Source organism: Bacillus sp. BHET2 (genome assembly GCF_005938125.1).
Lineage (GTDB): Bacteria > Bacillota > Bacilli > Bacillales > Bacillaceae_B > Rossellomorea.
Genome location: NZ_VCQN01000001.1, coordinates 1,213,993 through 1,230,765, shown reverse-complemented (window position 1 = coordinate 1,230,765; position 16,773 = coordinate 1,213,993). Strand labels below are relative to the sequence as shown.

Sequence of the window (16,773 nt, the reverse complement as noted above, 5' to 3'; positions counted from 1 at the left end):
TCACTACATGTATAGTTATACATAAATACCGCACAATAAGGGTGTTTATATCTATTTTCATTACAAATTGACGACAAGTGTGGAACTAAGGAGGACGGTACGATGACAGCCATTAATGAAATCGTAAAAAAGAAACAGGGGTACACGCTACATATCGTTCAAACAGATAAGTATAAAACCAACAGCCTGGTTTTGAAAATGAAAGCACCCTTAGATCAAGATACAGTGACGCTCCGGGGGTTACTTCCTCATGTGATGCAAAGCAGTACGAAAACCTATCCGAGTACAACGGAATTACGTTCCTATTTGGATGAACTATATGGTGCGAACTTCTTCGTTGATCTTGGGAAAAAGGGTGAGTATCATGTGGTCAGTATGTCAGTTGAAATTGCCAACGAGAAGTTCTTAAAGGATTCAGAGCCCTTGCTTAAAAAAGGGATTGCATTCTTGGCGGATGTCTTGCAAAATCCTGACGTTGACAATGGTGAATTCGATAAGCAAATAGTAGAGAAAGAAAAACGAAACCAAAAAGTAAGAATACAATCAGTTTACGATGATAAAATGCGCTACGCCAATTCACGGCTAGTGGAAGAAATGTGTAAAGGTGAGCGATTTGCTCTTCACGTTAATGGTGTTAGTGAGGAAGTTGAATCCATAACGGCTAAAAGCTTGTATGAGTATTATCAAAATGTCATGAATGAAGATCAATTTGATCTCTATGTAATTGGTGATGTGGAAGTTGAAGAAGTTGAAGCACTATGTGATCAACTTCTTCAACTAGGTGATCGTACTTCTCAAAAAGTGGATTCATCTGAAGTGAAACGTAAAGACAAGGAAAAGGTCGTGAAAGAAAAGCAGGACGTTAAGCAAGGAAAGCTCAATATGGGCTACCGTACACACACTCAATATGGCGATGATGACTACTTTGCTCTTCAAGTATTCAATGGGATATTCGGCGGTTTCTCCCATTCTAAATTGTTCATTAATGTGAGGGAAAAGGCGAGTCTCGCCTACTATGCAGCAAGTAGACTGGAGAGTCATAAAGGGCTATTAATGGTGATGTCTGGAATAGAATTTGAAAAATATGATCAAGCAGTTGGGATCATCAATGAGCAGCTCCAAGCCATGAAAGATGGCGACTTTACAGATGGGGAGATTGATCAAACGAAAGCGGTCATTCGAAACCAGCTTCTAGAAACCATTGATACATCAAGGGGACTGGTAGAAATTCTTTACCATAATGCAGTGGCTCATGAAGAAATCGATTTGAAACATTGGCTGGATGAAATTGAAAAAACAACTAAAAAAGATATAGTGAAAGCCGCAAATAAAGTTGAACTGGATACTATCTACTTTTTAACAGGAATGGAGGGATGAAGATGAAGAAAATTTCCTTCGATCAATTACAAGAAAATTTATATTATGAAAAAATGTCCAATGGTTTGGACGTATACATTCTCCCTAAAAAAGGATTCAATAAAACGTATGCAACATTTACCACGAAATATGGAAGTATTGATAATCATTTCCTTCCATTGGACGAAGACGAATTCGTTAAAGTACCGGACGGGATCGCACATTTCCTTGAGCATAAATTATTTGAAAAGGAAGATGGGGATGTATTCCAACAGTTCAGCCGGCAAGGTGCTTCAGCGAATGCATTCACATCTTTTACAAGGACAGCTTATTTGTTTTCAAGTACCACCAATGTAGAACAAAATCTTGAAACCCTTATCGATTTCGTTCAAGATCCATATTTCACCGAAAAAACGGTGGAAAAAGAAAAAGGGATCATTGGACAGGAAATTACAATGTATGATGATAATCCAGATTGGCGCCTGTACTTCGGTGTGATCCAAAACATGTACCAAAACCATCCTGTGAAAATTGATATTGCAGGTACGATCGAATCCATTACACCGATTACGAAAGATATGCTATATCAGTGTTACAATACGTTCTATCATCCAAGTAATATGCTCCTCTTTGTTGTCGGCTCAGTGGAACCTGATCAGATCATGGATCAAATTCGCTCGAATCAGGAAAAAAAGAATTATGAAAAAATGCCTGAAATCAAGCGTGAATTCGAAGATGAGCCAGATACGGTTGCCCAAAAGAAACAAGTACTCAAAATGAATGTACAAAGCCCTAAATGTCTGGTCGGTCTTAAAGCTCCCGAACCACAGCAACAAGGGAAGGAAATGCTTAAACAAGAACTTTCCATGAACGTATTCTTGGATATGCTGTTTGGGAAGAGTTCAACCTATTATTCAGATCTTTACAATGAAGGCTTGATTGATGAAACCTTCCATTATGATTACACACAGGAAAATGGATTTGGCTTTCTCACAGTAGGTGGAGATACGGAAAGACCTGATGAATTAGCGGAGAAGGTTCAATCACTCCTTCTTAAAGCCAAACAAGAATCCCTGTTTACTGACGAGGCGTTAAAAAGAACGAAGAAGAAGAAAATAGGAGCTTTCTTGCGAGCCATTAATTCTCCCGAGTATATAGCGAATCAATTTACACGGTACGCTTTCAATGAAATGGATCTATTTGAGGTGGTACCGACACTTGAAGCATTAAAGTATGATGATATTCAATCTATTGTGAATACCATTATAAGTGAAGAGCGCTTTACGGTTTGCCAGGTAGTACCTAAATCATAATGAGAGTGGGAACTGCTCAAAAGGCAGTTCCCTTCTTTATGTTACGAATGTTGGGGTGAAACAGATGAAATATGCTTTAATAACAGGAGCTTCAGGTGGGATTGGGAGCAGTACGGCTTTGAAGATGGCCGAAGAGGGCTGGAACTTATATTTGCATTATTATTCGAATGAAGAGGCTGTGAAAGAGTTGGTACAAAGGATTGATCATTATGGAGTAGAAGTAATTCCCATTAGGGCAAACCTCTCGATTCCAGAAGAAGTGGAGCTCCTTATAGGGAATATTTTTCAACTTGATGCACTGGTCTATAGTAGTGGGAATTCAAATTGGGGATTGTTTCAGGATATCACCGAATCGGACATTGACTATATGATTAACCTTCATGTGAAAAGCCCCATGCTCCTCGTTCAAAGATTGTTGCCAAAGCTGATTGAGCGAAAAGGAGCTATCGTCATGGTAAGCTCAATTTGGGGGCAGATAGGGGCTGCTTGTGAGGTCGTATATTCAACGGTCAAAGGAGCCCAATTGGCATTCGTGAAATCTCTTAGCAAAGAGCTTTCTTTAAGTGGAGTGAGAATGAATGCAGTAGCTCCTGGAGCCGTAGATACTTCAATGATGGGCATATTTTCTGAAGAAGAGGTGACGGCACTTCATGAAGAAATACCGATGGGGCGTCTCGCCAAAGCAGATGAGATAGCCGACTCTATCCAGTTTCTTCTGTCAACCAAAGCCTCCTACATCACTGGCCAAACCCTGTCAGTCAATGGCGGCTGGCATACTTGAAAAAGTTTTTGCAACCAATAGATTATGGCGCATAATTTTTTCTCTCGGATACAAACTAAGAGTGTATTTCAATAAAGGAGGTCATGACAAATGTCTGTTTTAGATAACTGGTCTGATTGGAAAAACTTTTTAGGTGATCGTCTTAACCAGGCTGAACACGGTGGAATGGAAAATGAAACAGTAACGGACTTAGCCTATCAAATCGGTGATTACTTGGCGAATCAGGTTGAAGCCAAGAACGATCAGGAAAAAGTATTAGCGGATTTATGGTCTGTCGCTTCTCCTGAAGAACAGCATTCCATTGCCAATATGATGGTGAAACTTGTTAATAACAATGGTACTCGTTAAGGAGAGGGATTTCCCTCTTCTTTTTTTATGCATTTACCTTACTCCCAACTGATGTAGACCCTATGAAGGGAATTAAACCGCCTCAGGCAAACAATTTCCTTAGGGATAAAATGAGAAAATGTACATATTTATGTAGGTTTTGCTTTTCTATTACCTGAAAATCATTTATTATAATACCTAGATGTTTAAACGAATGTTGAATGAATTTTCTCCAATTGGAATGTCACAGTTTTTTAGGGGGGTTACGAATGGAACGGAAAGAATGGTATTTAGAATATGAAATTCAAAAGAATCGTCCAGGCCTCTTAGGTGATATTTCTTCTTTATTAGGAATGCTTTCAATAAATATTGTAACGATAAATGGCGTTGATGAAGGAAGAAGGGGAATGCTTCTTCTTGCAAATAATGATGAACAGATCATCAGATTGGAATCCATTTTGCAAACGATGGATACCATCAATGTTACAAAGCTGAGAGAACCGAAATTAAGGGACCGCCTTGCTGTCCGTCACGGCCGATATATTCAGCGTGACGCCGATGACAAGAAAACGTTTCGATTTGTAAGGGACGAGCTGGGCTTGTTGGTCGATTTTCTGGCTGAATTATTTAAACAAGAAGGACATAAACTTGTTGGGATTAGAGGAATGCCTCGAGTAGGAAAAACCGAATCCATCGTGGCATCAAGCGTATGTGCAAATAAGAAATGGCTATTCGTATCCTCGACATTGTTGAAACAAACAATAAGAAGCAAGCTGATCGAAGACGAATACTCATCTGAAAACCTTTTCATTATTGATGGCATCGTGTCAACTCGCCGTGCAAGCGAGAAGCATTGGCAACTTGTAAGGGAAATTATGAGATTGCCTGCAGTGAAAGTAATCGAACATCCTGATGTTTTTGTTCAAAACTCTGAATATTCGCTTGAAGATTTTGATTATATCATTGAACTTAGAAACGATCCTGATGAAGAAATTACATATGAATTAGTCGAACAAAATAATCTATTTCAAAATTCCGATTTTGGAGGTTTTGATTTTTAATATTGGAAGGTGTTAAGTGGTGACGGAATTAGGAAATCGTTTAAAGGAAGCTCGTGAAGCAAAAGGCTATAGCCTTGAGGATTTACAAAGGATAACGAAAATTCAAAAGCGTTATTTGATTGGTATAGAAGAAGGAAATTATGATGCGATGCCAGGGAAATTCTATGTCCGTGCATTCATTAAGCAATACTCTGAAGCAGTTGGGCTACCGCCTGAAGTGATTTTTGAGGAACACAAGGATGATATCCCGACAACCCATGAAGATGAGATCCCAGTTTCTTTGTCTAGGGTCCAGTCCCGCAAGTCGGTTTCAGAAAGCTCAACTAAGGCATTTGACTTTATACCTAAGCTTCTTATATCCCTGTTTATTATAGGTGCCCTTATTGCTGTATGGGTGTTCTGGCAGGGGAGAGTAGGGGACAAGGCAACAGAATCAGATCAGTCAGCAAACCAAGAGCAAGTGGATGTTGATGAAAATAAAAGTGCTGAAGATGAAAAGCCTGAGGAAGAAAATAAAGAAAAAGAACAAACGGATGAAAGTAAAGATTCCAAGGAAGATTCTGCTGATGGTGAGAAGGAACAAAAGTCTGAACAATCATTAGAGGCTGTTGATACCGCAGGCAAAAAAACAACCTATGACCTCAAAAATACGGATGAATTCAAACTGCAATTATCAGCTAATGGAGATACATGGATCGGGGTATATAATACAGCAGATGAATTGTTGTTTGAAGGTTTATTAAAAGAAGGCAATAAAAAAGAATTTGATTTTTCTTCTGAAAAACAGGCCTACCTAATCATAGGGGATGCTACGAATACAGATATCTTAGTAAACGGAAAACGACTTGAATACAAAGTTCCCGCTGCGGAAGTTGTAAGGCAGGACATTGTCATCAACTACGAAGCTGGAACACAACAATAATAAGAAAGGAGTTTTAATAACTCCTTTCTTATTACATACTATAGGTAGACCATTGTTTAAAGTATTGGAGGTAGAAAGGTGAATTTACCTAATAAGATTACGGTTTCAAGGATATTTTTAATTCCATTATTTTTAATCATTATGCTTGTTCCCTTCAATTGGGGAGATATGATGTTTCTTGGTGCAGAATTACCTGTCAAACATTTTATAGGAGCATTGATTTTCATTATTGCCGCAACAACCGATTGGGTGGACGGATATTATGCACGTAAGCTCGATCTTGTGACGAACTTAGGGAAGTTCTTAGATCCATTAGCGGATAAATTACTCGTCTCTGCTGCTTTAATCGTTCTGGTAGAGCTCGGTCTTGCTCCCTCTTGGATCGTGATTATCATCATCAGCAGGGAATTCGCAGTAACAGGATTGCGTCTCGTCTTAGCAGGAGAAGGAGAAGTGGTTGCTGCGGGTCAACTTGGGAAGATTAAAACTTGGGCTCAGATTATCGCGATTTCAGCATTGCTTTTGCATAATGCTATTTTCGAGCTAATCAATCTTCCTTTTGCTACGATCGCCCTTTGGGTGGCCATGTTCTTTACCATTTGGTCTGGATGGGATTATTTCAAACATAATAAAAAAGCATTCGTAAATTCGAAATAAATCGTTTTAAAAAGGGGGTGATTCTACTGGAATCAACCCCTTCTTTACATCAATAATAGGGGGAATAAGAATGAATGCAGAAGTCATAGCGGTTGGTTCTGAATTGTTGCTAGGACAAATCGTCAATTCTAATGCTCAATTCATTTCAGAGCAACTTGCTGAAATGGGAGTGAATGTTTACTACCACACTAGTGTTGGTGACAATCCGGAGCGATTACAGGATGTCATTAAGGTGGCAGAAAAGAGAGCTGATCTACTGATTTTCACCGGTGGCCTTGGCCCAACAAAGGATGACCTAACGAAAGAAACGATTGCAAGCTCGCTAGGCACGACTTTGACGATGGATGAGGAAGCCCTGGAATCAATCAAAAGCTACTTTGTGAAAGTGAATCGGGAAATGACCCCAAATAATGAAAAACAGGCCCACATATTAGAAGGGTCTGATGTTTTGAAAAACGAACACGGTATGGCACCTGGTATGTTATACAAAAAGGATGGAAAGGCATATATGCTTTTACCTGGTCCTCCTTCTGAGATGAGACCTATGTTTAGTAAATACGGAAAACAAGCGATATTCACCTTGCTAAAGAAGAAGGAAGTTATTTATTCAAGAGTCCTACGTTTTTTCGGCATAGGAGAAGCTCAACTTGAAACAGAGTTGGAAGAGCTGATTGATAACCAATCCAATCCCACCATCGCACCACTTGCAGGTGATGGAGAAGTCACACTTAGGCTGACGGCCAAACATGAATCAAAGGATGTTGCTATTACGCTACTGGACGAAGTAGAGGAAGAAATTATGAAAACAGCTGGGGAGTATTTTTATGGATACAACCAAGATTCTCTAGTTGAAGTTGGATTCAACCTGTTAAAGGAGAAGGGTCTCTCTTTATCCTGTGCAGAGAGCCTGACCGGCGGACTCTTTCAAGCCCAATTGGCATCGTTACCTGGTGCCTCTTCTATTCTCAATGGCGGAGTAGTATGTTATCAGGACGAGGTTAAGCAAAAGGTTTTATCCGTGAAAGAGAGTACACTGACAGAACATACATCCGTAAGTGAGCAGTGTGCAAGAGAACTTGCTGAAAATGTAAGGGAGCTTCTTTCTTCCGACATCGGAATGAGCTTTACCGGTGTTGCCGGTCCAGGATCACATGAAGGCCACCCTTCAGGGACTGTCTGGATCGGAATGGCAATGGAAGGCCAACCAACCAAGACATTTCGATTAGATTTGGGTGGAGGACGAAATGGAAATCGCATGAGAACAGTAAAGTATGGTTGGCATTTTTTGATCAAGGCGTTGAGTTAAATGAACGAAGGCTGCTTTCTTTTTTGAGGGCAGCCTTTTAAGATGCTGAATGAATAAGTTCGCTATGAGCAGAATGTTGATCGTTCGAATTGGTGAAAAAAGTGAAAATACGATCATTTATTCGAGTGAACCCTCTACATATCAATCAACTAAACCAATAGAAAAAAACCGAATGAATGTTCGATTTTTTCTTGTTTTCTATTATAAAAACGTTTATAGTATAGATAGGTTGGATTTGAGACAAACTTATAAGTTGTCGATTTCAAGTTCTATATTCAAAGGAGGAAAATTTGTGAGCGATCGTAAAGCAGCCTTAGATATGGCGTTAAAACAAATAGAAAAACAGTTTGGTAAGGGCTCTATCATGAAGCTTGGAGAGAAAACGGATAGAAACATAGTAACATGTCCAAGTGGTTCACTGGCATTGGACGCTGCGCTTGGAATAGGCGGATATCCTCGTGGAAGAATCATTGAAGTATATGGCCCAGAATCATCTGGTAAAACAACAGTAGCGCTTCATGCGATTGCAGAGGTTCAGGCTCAGGGTGGTCAAGCGGCATTTATCGATGCTGAGCATGCACTAGATCCTGAATATGCACAGAAGCTTGGAGTAAACATAGATGAATTATTACTTTCACAACCTGACACAGGTGAGCAGGCATTAGAAATTGCTGAAGCTTTAGTACGTAGTGGAGCAGTCGACGCTATCGTTATTGACTCTGTTGCAGCCCTTGTGCCGAAAGCGGAAATTGAAGGGGAAATGGGAGATGCCCATGTAGGACTTCAAGCCCGTTTAATGTCTCAGGCTCTTCGTAAGCTTTCAGGTGCTATCAATAAATCGAAAACCATCGCGATATTCATTAACCAAATTCGTGAAAAAGTTGGAGTCATGTTTGGTAATCCCGAAACAACACCTGGTGGTCGCGCACTTAAATTCTATTCTTCTGTACGTTTGGAAGTTAGACGTGCCGAAACGCTTAAGCAGGGGAACGAAATGGTAGGTAACAAAACCAAGATTAAAGTCGTGAAAAATAAAGTTGCTCCTCCTTTCCGTGTAGCTGAAGTTGATATCATGTACGGAGAAGGGATTTCCAAAGAAGGTGAAATCGTTGACCTTGGTTCTGAACTGGATATTGTCCAAAAGAGTGGTGCCTGGTACTCATATAATGAGGAACGTTTAGGTCAGGGTCGTGAAAACGCAAAGGTCTTCCTTAAAGAGAATCCTGAGATCCGTAGTGAAATCATGCTGAAAATCCGTGAACATTATGGGTTGGATACGGGCCGAGCTGAAACAGACGAGCAAGGTGACTTAAGTCTATTAGAAGACTAAGTGAGTTGGTAGAGAAGCAACCATCTTTTGGTTTGCTTCTCTTTATTATATAGGCTCATTGTGAAAAATAGATTGTTACGTTTCTTTACATATTCAACACTCTTTCTTTGTACTGACTTCTGCAGAAGTAGATGTGGAGAAGCGCTATGACACTATACAGACAATTCTCACCACCGACATAATAGCGGAAATCAGTCACTACCTGTATACGAAATAATGAAGAATACAGTCCATATGTATGTCAAACAACCTTTTGGTAGAAAATAGTAATATTCCTTTTTTCTCAAAGATAGCCCCTAATTGTCATAAATGGATGATTGCAAATCCAATTTTTACAAATATCTTCACAAGTTTAAAAAAAATTGAAAAAGCTGTTTATGGGTTCAAAGTCATCCATAACCCCAGAGTGACAGTGTCAATTTATGTCGATTGGGAAAAATCCCTTGAGAAATCTAGTGATAGAAGGCTCTACCCCTTGACAATAAATTTTCAGAGATTTAAAATTAACATGTATATTTTACAAATTTTTCGAATGAATATTTGAAAGCCTAGCGCTGTATATTTTGTTCAAATGAGCAATGTACAAGCCGACATGTAAAAGACATGATGACAGTTCATAGCAAGAGGAGGTGAAATAATGCAACCTATTACAATCATCTTCATTTTGCTTGGCCTTATCGTCGGTGTAGTTGTTGGATACCTAATTCGTAAGTCCATTGCTGAAGCAAAGATTGCTGGTGCTAAAGGTTCAGCGGAGCAGATTTTAGAAGATGCGAAGCGCGAGGCAGATGCTCTGAAGAAAGAAGCACTTTTGGAAGCAAAGGACGAAAATCATAAACTTCGCACAGAAATGGAAAATGACCTTCGTGAACGAAGAAATGAATTGCAAAAACAAGAAAATCGTTTGATGCAAAAAGAGGAAAACCTCGATCGAAAAGATGAAACGCTTGATAAGCGTGAAGCCTTACTCGAGAGAAAAGAGGGAACTCTTAACGAGAGACAACAACATATTGAAGAGATGGAAAGCAAAGTGGACGAGATGGTACGATCACAGCAAACAGAGCTAGAGCGTATCTCGAGCTTAACCCGTGATGAAGCGAAAGGAATCATTCTTGACCGCGTTGAAAATGAACTTTCCCATGATATCGCTATTATGGTGAGAGAACATGAAACACGTGCGAAGGAAGATGCAGATAAGAAGGCGAAAGAAGTCCTTTCACTGGCTATTCAACGTTGTGCCGCAGAACACGTGGCAGAAACAACGGTTAGTGTTGTGAACCTACCGAATGATGAGATGAAAGGTCGAATTATTGGGCGAGAAGGACGTAACATTCGTACGCTGGAAACACTTACAGGAATCGATTTGATTATTGATGATACTCCTGAAGCAGTTATTCTTTCTGGTTTTGATCCGATTCGTAGAGAAACGGCTCGAATTGCATTAGAGAAATTAGTTCAGGATGGACGTATTCACCCTGCGCGAATTGAAGAGATGGTGGATAAATCCCGACGTGAAGTGGATGAGTATATCCGTGAAATTGGTGAACAAACAACATTCGAAGTTGGCGTTCACGGCCTTCACCCGGATTTAATTAAAATTTTGGGACGATTAAAATATCGTACAAGTTACGGTCAAAACGTCTTAAAACACTCAATGGAAGTGGCGTATCTATCAGGATTACTTGCAGCAGAACTTGGCGAAGACGAAAGACTTGCCAAACGTGCTGGACTACTTCATGACATCGGAAAAGCGATTGACCACGAAGTAGAAGGAAGCCACGTTGAAATTGGAGTGGAACTTGCAACGAAATACAAAGAACATCCTGTAGTCATTAACAGTATTGCCTCTCACCACGGAGATACAGAACCTACGTCCATTATAGCTGTCCTCGTTGCCGCAGCAGATGCTTTATCTGCAGCGAGACCTGGAGCAAGAAGTGAGACGTTGGAGAACTATATCCGTCGACTTGAGAAGCTTGAAGAAATCTCAGAGTCTTATGAAGGCGTTGAGAAATCCTTCGCGATCCAAGCTGGCCGAGAAGTACGTATTATGGTTCGACCAGAAGCCATTGACGATTTGGAATCTCACCGATTAGCTAGGGATATCCGTAAACGAATCGAGGATGAGCTTGATTATCCAGGTCATATTAAAGTAACGGTTATCCGTGAAACAAGAGCCGTTGAATACGCAAAATAAGAAGTTGACTCAAAAAGGAATATCCCTTTTTGAGTCAGCTTTTTTTATCGGCTGCGTATTTTTTGATATGAAACAATCGCTCAAACCGTTTATGATGAATAGACCGAAAGCCATTTGTGATACAATAACTACATGACTCAATACATATAGAGAAGGGAATTTTCATGAAAATATTATTTGTTGGAGATGTTGTCGGCTCAATGGGCCGAGAGATGATTACAGAATACTTACCAAAGCTTAAAAAAAAGCACTCGCCTGATTTTACGATCGTTAATGGGGAGAATGCTGCATCTGGCAGAGGGATTACAGAGAAAATTTATAAGCAATTTTTACAAGATGGTGCCAATATGGTGACCCTCGGAAACCATACATGGGATAATAGGGACATCTTTGATTTTATCGATTCTGCAAAGCAAATGGTGCGACCAGCCAATTTCCCGGAAGGAACACCGGGGAGCGGTTTGGTTTTTGCTGAAGTGTATGGGAAAGAAGTAGCCATTATTAATGCCCAAGGAAGAACCTTTATGCCTCCACTTGATGACCCGTTTAAGGCACTTGATGAACTCGTTGATGAAGCGAGGAAGAGGACATCAATCATATTTGTAGACTTCCATGCAGAAGCCACCAGTGAAAAACAAGCTGTAGGTTGGTTTTTAGACGGACGGGTATCTGCGGTTATCGGGACCCATACACATGTTCAAACAGCGGATAATCGTATTCTACCAAATGGCACAGCGTTTATGTGTGATGTGGGTATGACCGGACCGTATGACGAAGTATTAGGAATGAGTAAAGATTCTGTTTTAAAGAGATTTCAGACCAGTTTACCAGTTCGTTTTGAAGTACCTAAGACCGGACGGAAGATTTTGAGTGCATGTTTAATCGATATTGATCAAAAAACAGGAAAAGCAAAAAAAATCGAAAGACTTTTAATAAACGAAGACCACCCTTTCATAACAGAATATTAAATGTTTTCCTTCCTATTTCGGTATGACCGGAATGATTTGTCCATTTCCTGAATATAGTAGCAGTGGAATCATTTATACCAAGTTTGTTCTTTACCACGGACATACGGTATGGGGGAAATGACAAGGAGGAAAAGGAATGGAAATATTAAAAGTTTCAGCAAAATCTAATCCTAATTCTGTAGCTGGTGCACTCGCCGGTGTTCTTCGTGAGAGAGGAGGAGCTGAGATTCAAGCGATTGGAGCAGGTGCTTTAAATCAAGCAGTTAAAGCAGTGGCGATTGCGAGAGGGTTTGTGGCTCCCAGTGGTTTAGATTTAATATGTATCCCAGCATTTACAGATATCCTGATCGATGGGGAAGAGCGTACGGCGATAAAGCTAATTGTAGAACCAAGATAATAAATCATGGGCTGTTCATTAAAGAGGATTCTTTAGTGGACAGCCTTTATACTATTAATAATGGTACAGATTTTCATTGTGACCGAAAGGATGAGGGTACATGATATTTGATGCACATTGTGATGTGTTGATGAAGTTATACGTAGAACCGGGAATGGGAGCATTTCAAACGAAGTACAAATTACATATTACCTACCCTCAGCTCATTCAAAGCAAAGGTAAGGTTCAATTGTTTGCAATCTACATACCGTCCTATTTAAAGCCCGGTCAACGATTTCAAGCCGCGTTAGAAATGGTGAACATATTTCATAATCAAATCTTAAAGCCCAATCCGAAACTAAAATTTATAACCTGTAAAAAGGATCTAGACAGACTAGGGAAGGAAGAGATTGGTGCAATGCTTACTCTTGAAGGAGCAGAGGCAATAGAGGAAGATCTCACGAAGCTTGAGATTCTGTACAGGCTCGGTGTCCGCTCTGTTGGATTAACTTGGAATTGGGCAAATGGGGTTGCAGATGGGGCACTTGAACCAAGGGGTGGAGGATTGACAAATTTTGGTCATGAGGTTGTGTCTTTTTTGAATGGGAAGAGATTGTGGACAGATGTGTCCCATTTATGCGAAAAGGCGTTCTGGGATACGATTGAAATCGCAGATTTCCCCATTGCCTCTCACTCAAATGCATATTCAATCTGTCCCAATCCCCGAAACTTGAAAAACGATCAAATCGAAGCTCTTATTCAAAAAGATAGTGTGATGGGAATCACCTTTGTTCCACCCTTTTTAACCAAGAAAGGGATAGCAGAAATTTCGGATGTGATCAGGCATGTAGAACATGTATGTAGTTTGGGCGGAGAGAATCATATTGGCTTTGGTTCAGACTTCGACGGGATAACAGAGACGGTGATAGGTTTATCTTCATTCGATCAGTATGATCATTTAATTAACACACTTCAACGATACTATAGTGAGAAACAAGTGAAAAAATTCTTATACGAAAACTTTGTCGGAAGAATGCCAGATTAAGAAAGATGAGGCTGGGACAAAAGGATTTTTTAATGTTATTTTAAAAGCATACACAGTGTATTTAACTGGTTCTAGCTGTTGATTGGAGTGCAAGACGAAGACTCCTGCGGGAAAAGCGGAATAGGTGAGACCCCGCAGGAGCGTCAGCGACGAGGAGGCTCGCCTTCCGCCCCGAGGAAAGCGAAGTCTTGCACGGAAATCAACAGCGGTGTCACAAGAAACCCTAACATGGTCTTATATCCTGATTGTTCGTCTTTCGATTATATTGATTTGGTTATGTCCCAGCCCCATTCATGACTATAGGTAAGTGATTACACTCATAATCTCTTTAATACAGTAGTGATTTAAATGGAAAAGTGATAAACTGATAGAGTGAACACGCAGTAGAATGTTGAAACAATCCTTATTAATAATCGATTGTATGAATGAAATGAAAAAAATATGCTTCTATAATAGATGTTGCAAATAATGATTGAAGGGGTGTAATAAATGAAGGAACAACTTTCATGGAAGGTTGGCGGACAGCAAGGTGAAGGAATAGAGAGTACAGGTGAAATCTTTTCCATGGCCCTCAATCGCCTTGGCTATTTCTTATATGGTTACCGCCATTTCTCCTCTCGAATTAAGGGTGGGCATACAAATAATAAAATTCGGGTAAGCACCACACAAGTTCGTGCGATTGCTGACGACTTAGATATCCTGATTGCATTTGACCAGGAAACGATCGATGTGAATTATAAAGAATTACATAGTGGTGGCGTTATTATAGCAGATGCGAAATTCAAGCCTGAGAAGCCTGAAGATACAGATGCTTCCCTGTTCATCGTTCCTTTCACTGAATTAGCGACGGGACTTGGAACATCATTAATGAAGAACATGGTGGCAGTAGGTGCGACTTGTGCCGTTCTGAACCTTGATCCGGACGTTTTCAAGGAAGTAGTGGAAGAAATCTTTGGTCGTAAAGGTGAGGCGGTTGTAGAGAAAAATATGGAAGCCATTAAACAAGGATTCCAAACGATGATAGATGAACTCGGAGATAAGGTTGGCTCGTTACAACTGAAGGAAGCAGATGGAAATAAGCGCATGTTTATGATCGGAAACGATGCCATAGCACTTGGTGCACTGGCTGGGGGGGTGCGTTTGATGGCTGCCTACCCGATTACTCCAGCATCTGAAATTATGGAATACCTAATCAAGAAGCTTCCAATGGTGGGTGGAACGGTCATCCAAACGGAGGATGAAATTGCAGCTGCCACGATGGCGATCGGAGCGAACTACGGTGGAATCCGATCCTTCACAGCTTCTGCTGGACCAGGTCTTTCACTAATGATGGAAGCGATTGGACTATCTGGGATGACGGAACAGCCTTTGGTTGTCGTAGACACTCAACGTGGAGGACCGTCTACAGGACTTCCCACAAAACAGGAGCAGTCAGATTTAATGGCTATGATTTACGGCACCCATGGTGAAATACCTAAAATCGTACTGGCACCAAGCACAGTACAGGAAGCATTTTATGACACAGTGGAAGCTTTCAATTTGGCCGAGGAATATCAATGTCCGGTAATCATTCTTTCTGATCTTCAACTCTCTTTAGGGAAGCAAACCGTTGAACCTTTGGATTACAGCAAAGTGGAAATCCGAAGAGGGAAGCTTGTTGGTGAGGAATCTGATTTGGATGAACTGGAACCGAAAAAATATTATAAGCGATTTGAAGTAACAGAAGATGGGGTATCTCCTCGTGTAATTCCTGGAATGAGAAACGGAATTCATCATGTAACAGGAGTAGAGCATGATGAAACAGGAAAGCCTTCTGAATCTCCTGTGAATAGAAAGGCCCAGATGGATAAGCGTATGAGGAAGCTTGATAACATTAAATTCAATCAACCAATCCACGTCAACGCACCTCATGAAGAAGCGGACCTTTTGTTAGTTGGCTTCAACTCAACACGTGGAGTTATTGAAGAAGCGATGGGGAGATTGGAAATGGATGGTCTTAAAGTGAATCATGCTCACATCCGCTTAATTCATCCGTTCCCGGCAATTGAATTGGAACCGCTTATGCAATCAGCGAAGAAAGTGATCGTGATCGAGAATAATGCCACAGGTCAACTTGCCAACATCATTAAAATGAACGTTGGATACGGAAATAAAATCACAAAGATGACGAAGTATGATGGAACACCATACTTACCTAATGAAATTCATACTAGATGTAAGGAGTTGAACTAATCCATGGCTACCTTTAAAGATTTCAGAAATAATGTTAAACCAAACTGGTGTCCTGGGTGTGGTGACTTCTCGGTACAAGCTGCGATTCAACGGGCTTCTGCCAATGTGGGGTTGGACCCTGAACAATTGGCTGTCGTTTCCGGAATCGGATGTTCAGGCCGTATTTCAGGATATATCAATTCCTACGGGTTTCATGGTATCCATGGGCGTTCACTTCCTATTGCCCAAGGGTTGAAGATGGCAAATAAGGATTTAACAGTGATAGCTTCTGGCGGTGATGGGGATGGGTTTGCCATCGGGCTTGGACATACCATTCATGCCATACGCCGTAACGTTGATGTTACCTATATCGTCATGGATAATCAGATTTATGGTTTGACGAAAGGTCAAACATCTCCACGTTCGTCAACCGGTTTCAAAACTAAATCGACACCAGAGGGAAGCATTGAGCCAGCTCTTGCACCAATGGAAATGGCGCTTACGGCAGGTGCAACATTTGTTGCCCAAAGTTTCTCTTCCGACCTAAAAGAGCTGACATCATTAATTGAAGCTGGACTTAATCATAAAGGCTTCTCATTGATTAATGTGTTCAGTCCTTGTGTAACATATAATAAGATCAATACGTACGACTGGTTCAAACAGAATCTGACAAAGCTTTCTGAAGTGGAAGGTTATGACCCTTCTAATCGGGAACAAGCAATGAATACACTTATGGAGAAAGATGGACTTGTAACAGGACTGATTTATCAAAATTTACAACAGCCGTCTTATCAAGATCTAGTGGCAGGGTATTCTAAAGAACCATTGAGCAGTCATGATTTAAAGCTGGATGAATGCAAATTCGATGATTTGGTGAAGGAATTCATGTAATAGAATAAGAGGCTGGGACAAAAGTTTAATAG

At 40.5% G+C, this 16,773-nt stretch carries 15 protein-coding genes; all 15 read left to right on the top strand.

The window, feature by feature from the left end; all coding sequences use genetic code 11:
* Positions 1 to 102: 102 nt before the first annotated feature.
* The 15 genes from yfmF to FGG79_RS06250 all read left to right on the top strand — a co-directional run bounded on the left by yfmF (position 103) and on the right by FGG79_RS06250 (position 16,741).
* Positions 103 to 1,377, top strand: coding sequence for an EF-P 5-aminopentanol modification-associated protein YfmF (gene yfmF, locus FGG79_RS06325; protein WP_138776875.1), 1,275 nt, complete (start codon positions 103 to 105; stop codon positions 1,375 to 1,377).
* A 2-nt stretch (positions 1,378 to 1,379) separates the two neighbouring features.
* Entirely contained in the window at positions 1,380 to 2,669 is a 1,290-nt protein-coding gene (yfmH, locus tag FGG79_RS06320; protein WP_138776874.1) for an EF-P 5-aminopentanol modification-associated protein YfmH, read from the top strand.
* A gap of 64 nt (positions 2,670 to 2,733) precedes the next feature.
* Entirely contained in the window at positions 2,734 to 3,450 is a 717-nt protein-coding gene (ymfI, locus tag FGG79_RS06315) for an elongation factor P 5-aminopentanone reductase (protein ID WP_138776873.1), read from the top strand.
* Between the two features lie 90 nt (positions 3,451 to 3,540).
* The gene (locus tag FGG79_RS06310; RefSeq protein ID WP_138776872.1) at positions 3,541 to 3,798 is read left to right on the top strand and encodes a DUF3243 domain-containing protein; all 258 of its coding nucleotides are present in this window, start codon (positions 3,541 to 3,543) and stop codon (positions 3,796 to 3,798) included.
* Between the two features lie 248 nt (positions 3,799 to 4,046).
* Positions 4,047 to 4,838, top strand: a complete 792-nt coding sequence (locus FGG79_RS06305) for a DUF3388 domain-containing protein (RefSeq protein WP_138776871.1) — start codon at positions 4,047 to 4,049, stop codon at positions 4,836 to 4,838.
* A gap of 16 nt (positions 4,839 to 4,854) precedes the next feature.
* A complete protein-coding gene (locus FGG79_RS06300) occupies positions 4,855 to 5,760 on the top strand; it encodes a helix-turn-helix domain-containing protein (protein ID WP_240794208.1) in 906 nt (301 codons plus the stop codon).
* Positions 5,761 to 5,838: 78 nt separating this feature from the next.
* On the top strand, positions 5,839 to 6,417 hold the full coding sequence (gene pgsA / locus FGG79_RS06295; protein ID WP_138776870.1) for a CDP-diacylglycerol--glycerol-3-phosphate 3-phosphatidyltransferase: 579 nt from the start codon (positions 5,839 to 5,841) through the stop codon (positions 6,415 to 6,417).
* A gap of 70 nt (positions 6,418 to 6,487) precedes the next feature.
* Positions 6,488 to 7,723: a competence/damage-inducible protein A gene (locus tag FGG79_RS06290; protein WP_138776869.1), complete on the top strand. Its 1,236-nt coding sequence runs from the start codon at positions 6,488 to 6,490 to the stop codon at positions 7,721 to 7,723.
* A 292-nt stretch (positions 7,724 to 8,015) separates the two neighbouring features.
* Entirely contained in the window at positions 8,016 to 9,053 is a 1,038-nt protein-coding gene (gene recA / locus FGG79_RS06285; protein ID WP_138776868.1) for a recombinase RecA, read from the top strand.
* Between the two features lie 637 nt (positions 9,054 to 9,690).
* Complete coding sequence (gene rny / locus FGG79_RS06280) at positions 9,691 to 11,250, top strand: ribonuclease Y (protein ID WP_138776867.1); 1,560 nt, start codon at positions 9,691 to 9,693, stop codon at positions 11,248 to 11,250.
* 164 nt (positions 11,251 to 11,414) lie between these two features.
* Positions 11,415 to 12,218, top strand: coding sequence for a TIGR00282 family metallophosphoesterase (locus tag FGG79_RS06275; protein ID WP_138776866.1), 804 nt, complete (start codon positions 11,415 to 11,417; stop codon positions 12,216 to 12,218).
* A gap of 136 nt (positions 12,219 to 12,354) precedes the next feature.
* Positions 12,355 to 12,615, top strand: a complete 261-nt coding sequence (spoVS, locus tag FGG79_RS06270; protein ID WP_034760060.1) for a stage V sporulation protein SpoVS — start codon at positions 12,355 to 12,357, stop codon at positions 12,613 to 12,615.
* Between the two features lie 100 nt (positions 12,616 to 12,715).
* Positions 12,716 to 13,639, top strand: coding sequence for a dipeptidase (locus tag FGG79_RS06265; protein ID WP_138776865.1), 924 nt, complete (start codon positions 12,716 to 12,718; stop codon positions 13,637 to 13,639).
* Positions 13,640 to 14,128: 489 nt separating this feature from the next.
* Entirely contained in the window at positions 14,129 to 15,871 is a 1,743-nt protein-coding gene (locus FGG79_RS06255) for a 2-oxoacid:acceptor oxidoreductase subunit alpha (protein WP_138776864.1), read from the top strand.
* Between the two features lie 3 nt (positions 15,872 to 15,874).
* A complete protein-coding gene (locus FGG79_RS06250; RefSeq protein ID WP_138776863.1) occupies positions 15,875 to 16,741 on the top strand; it encodes a 2-oxoacid:ferredoxin oxidoreductase subunit beta in 867 nt (288 codons plus the stop codon).
* Positions 16,742 to 16,773: the final 32 nt, after the last annotated feature.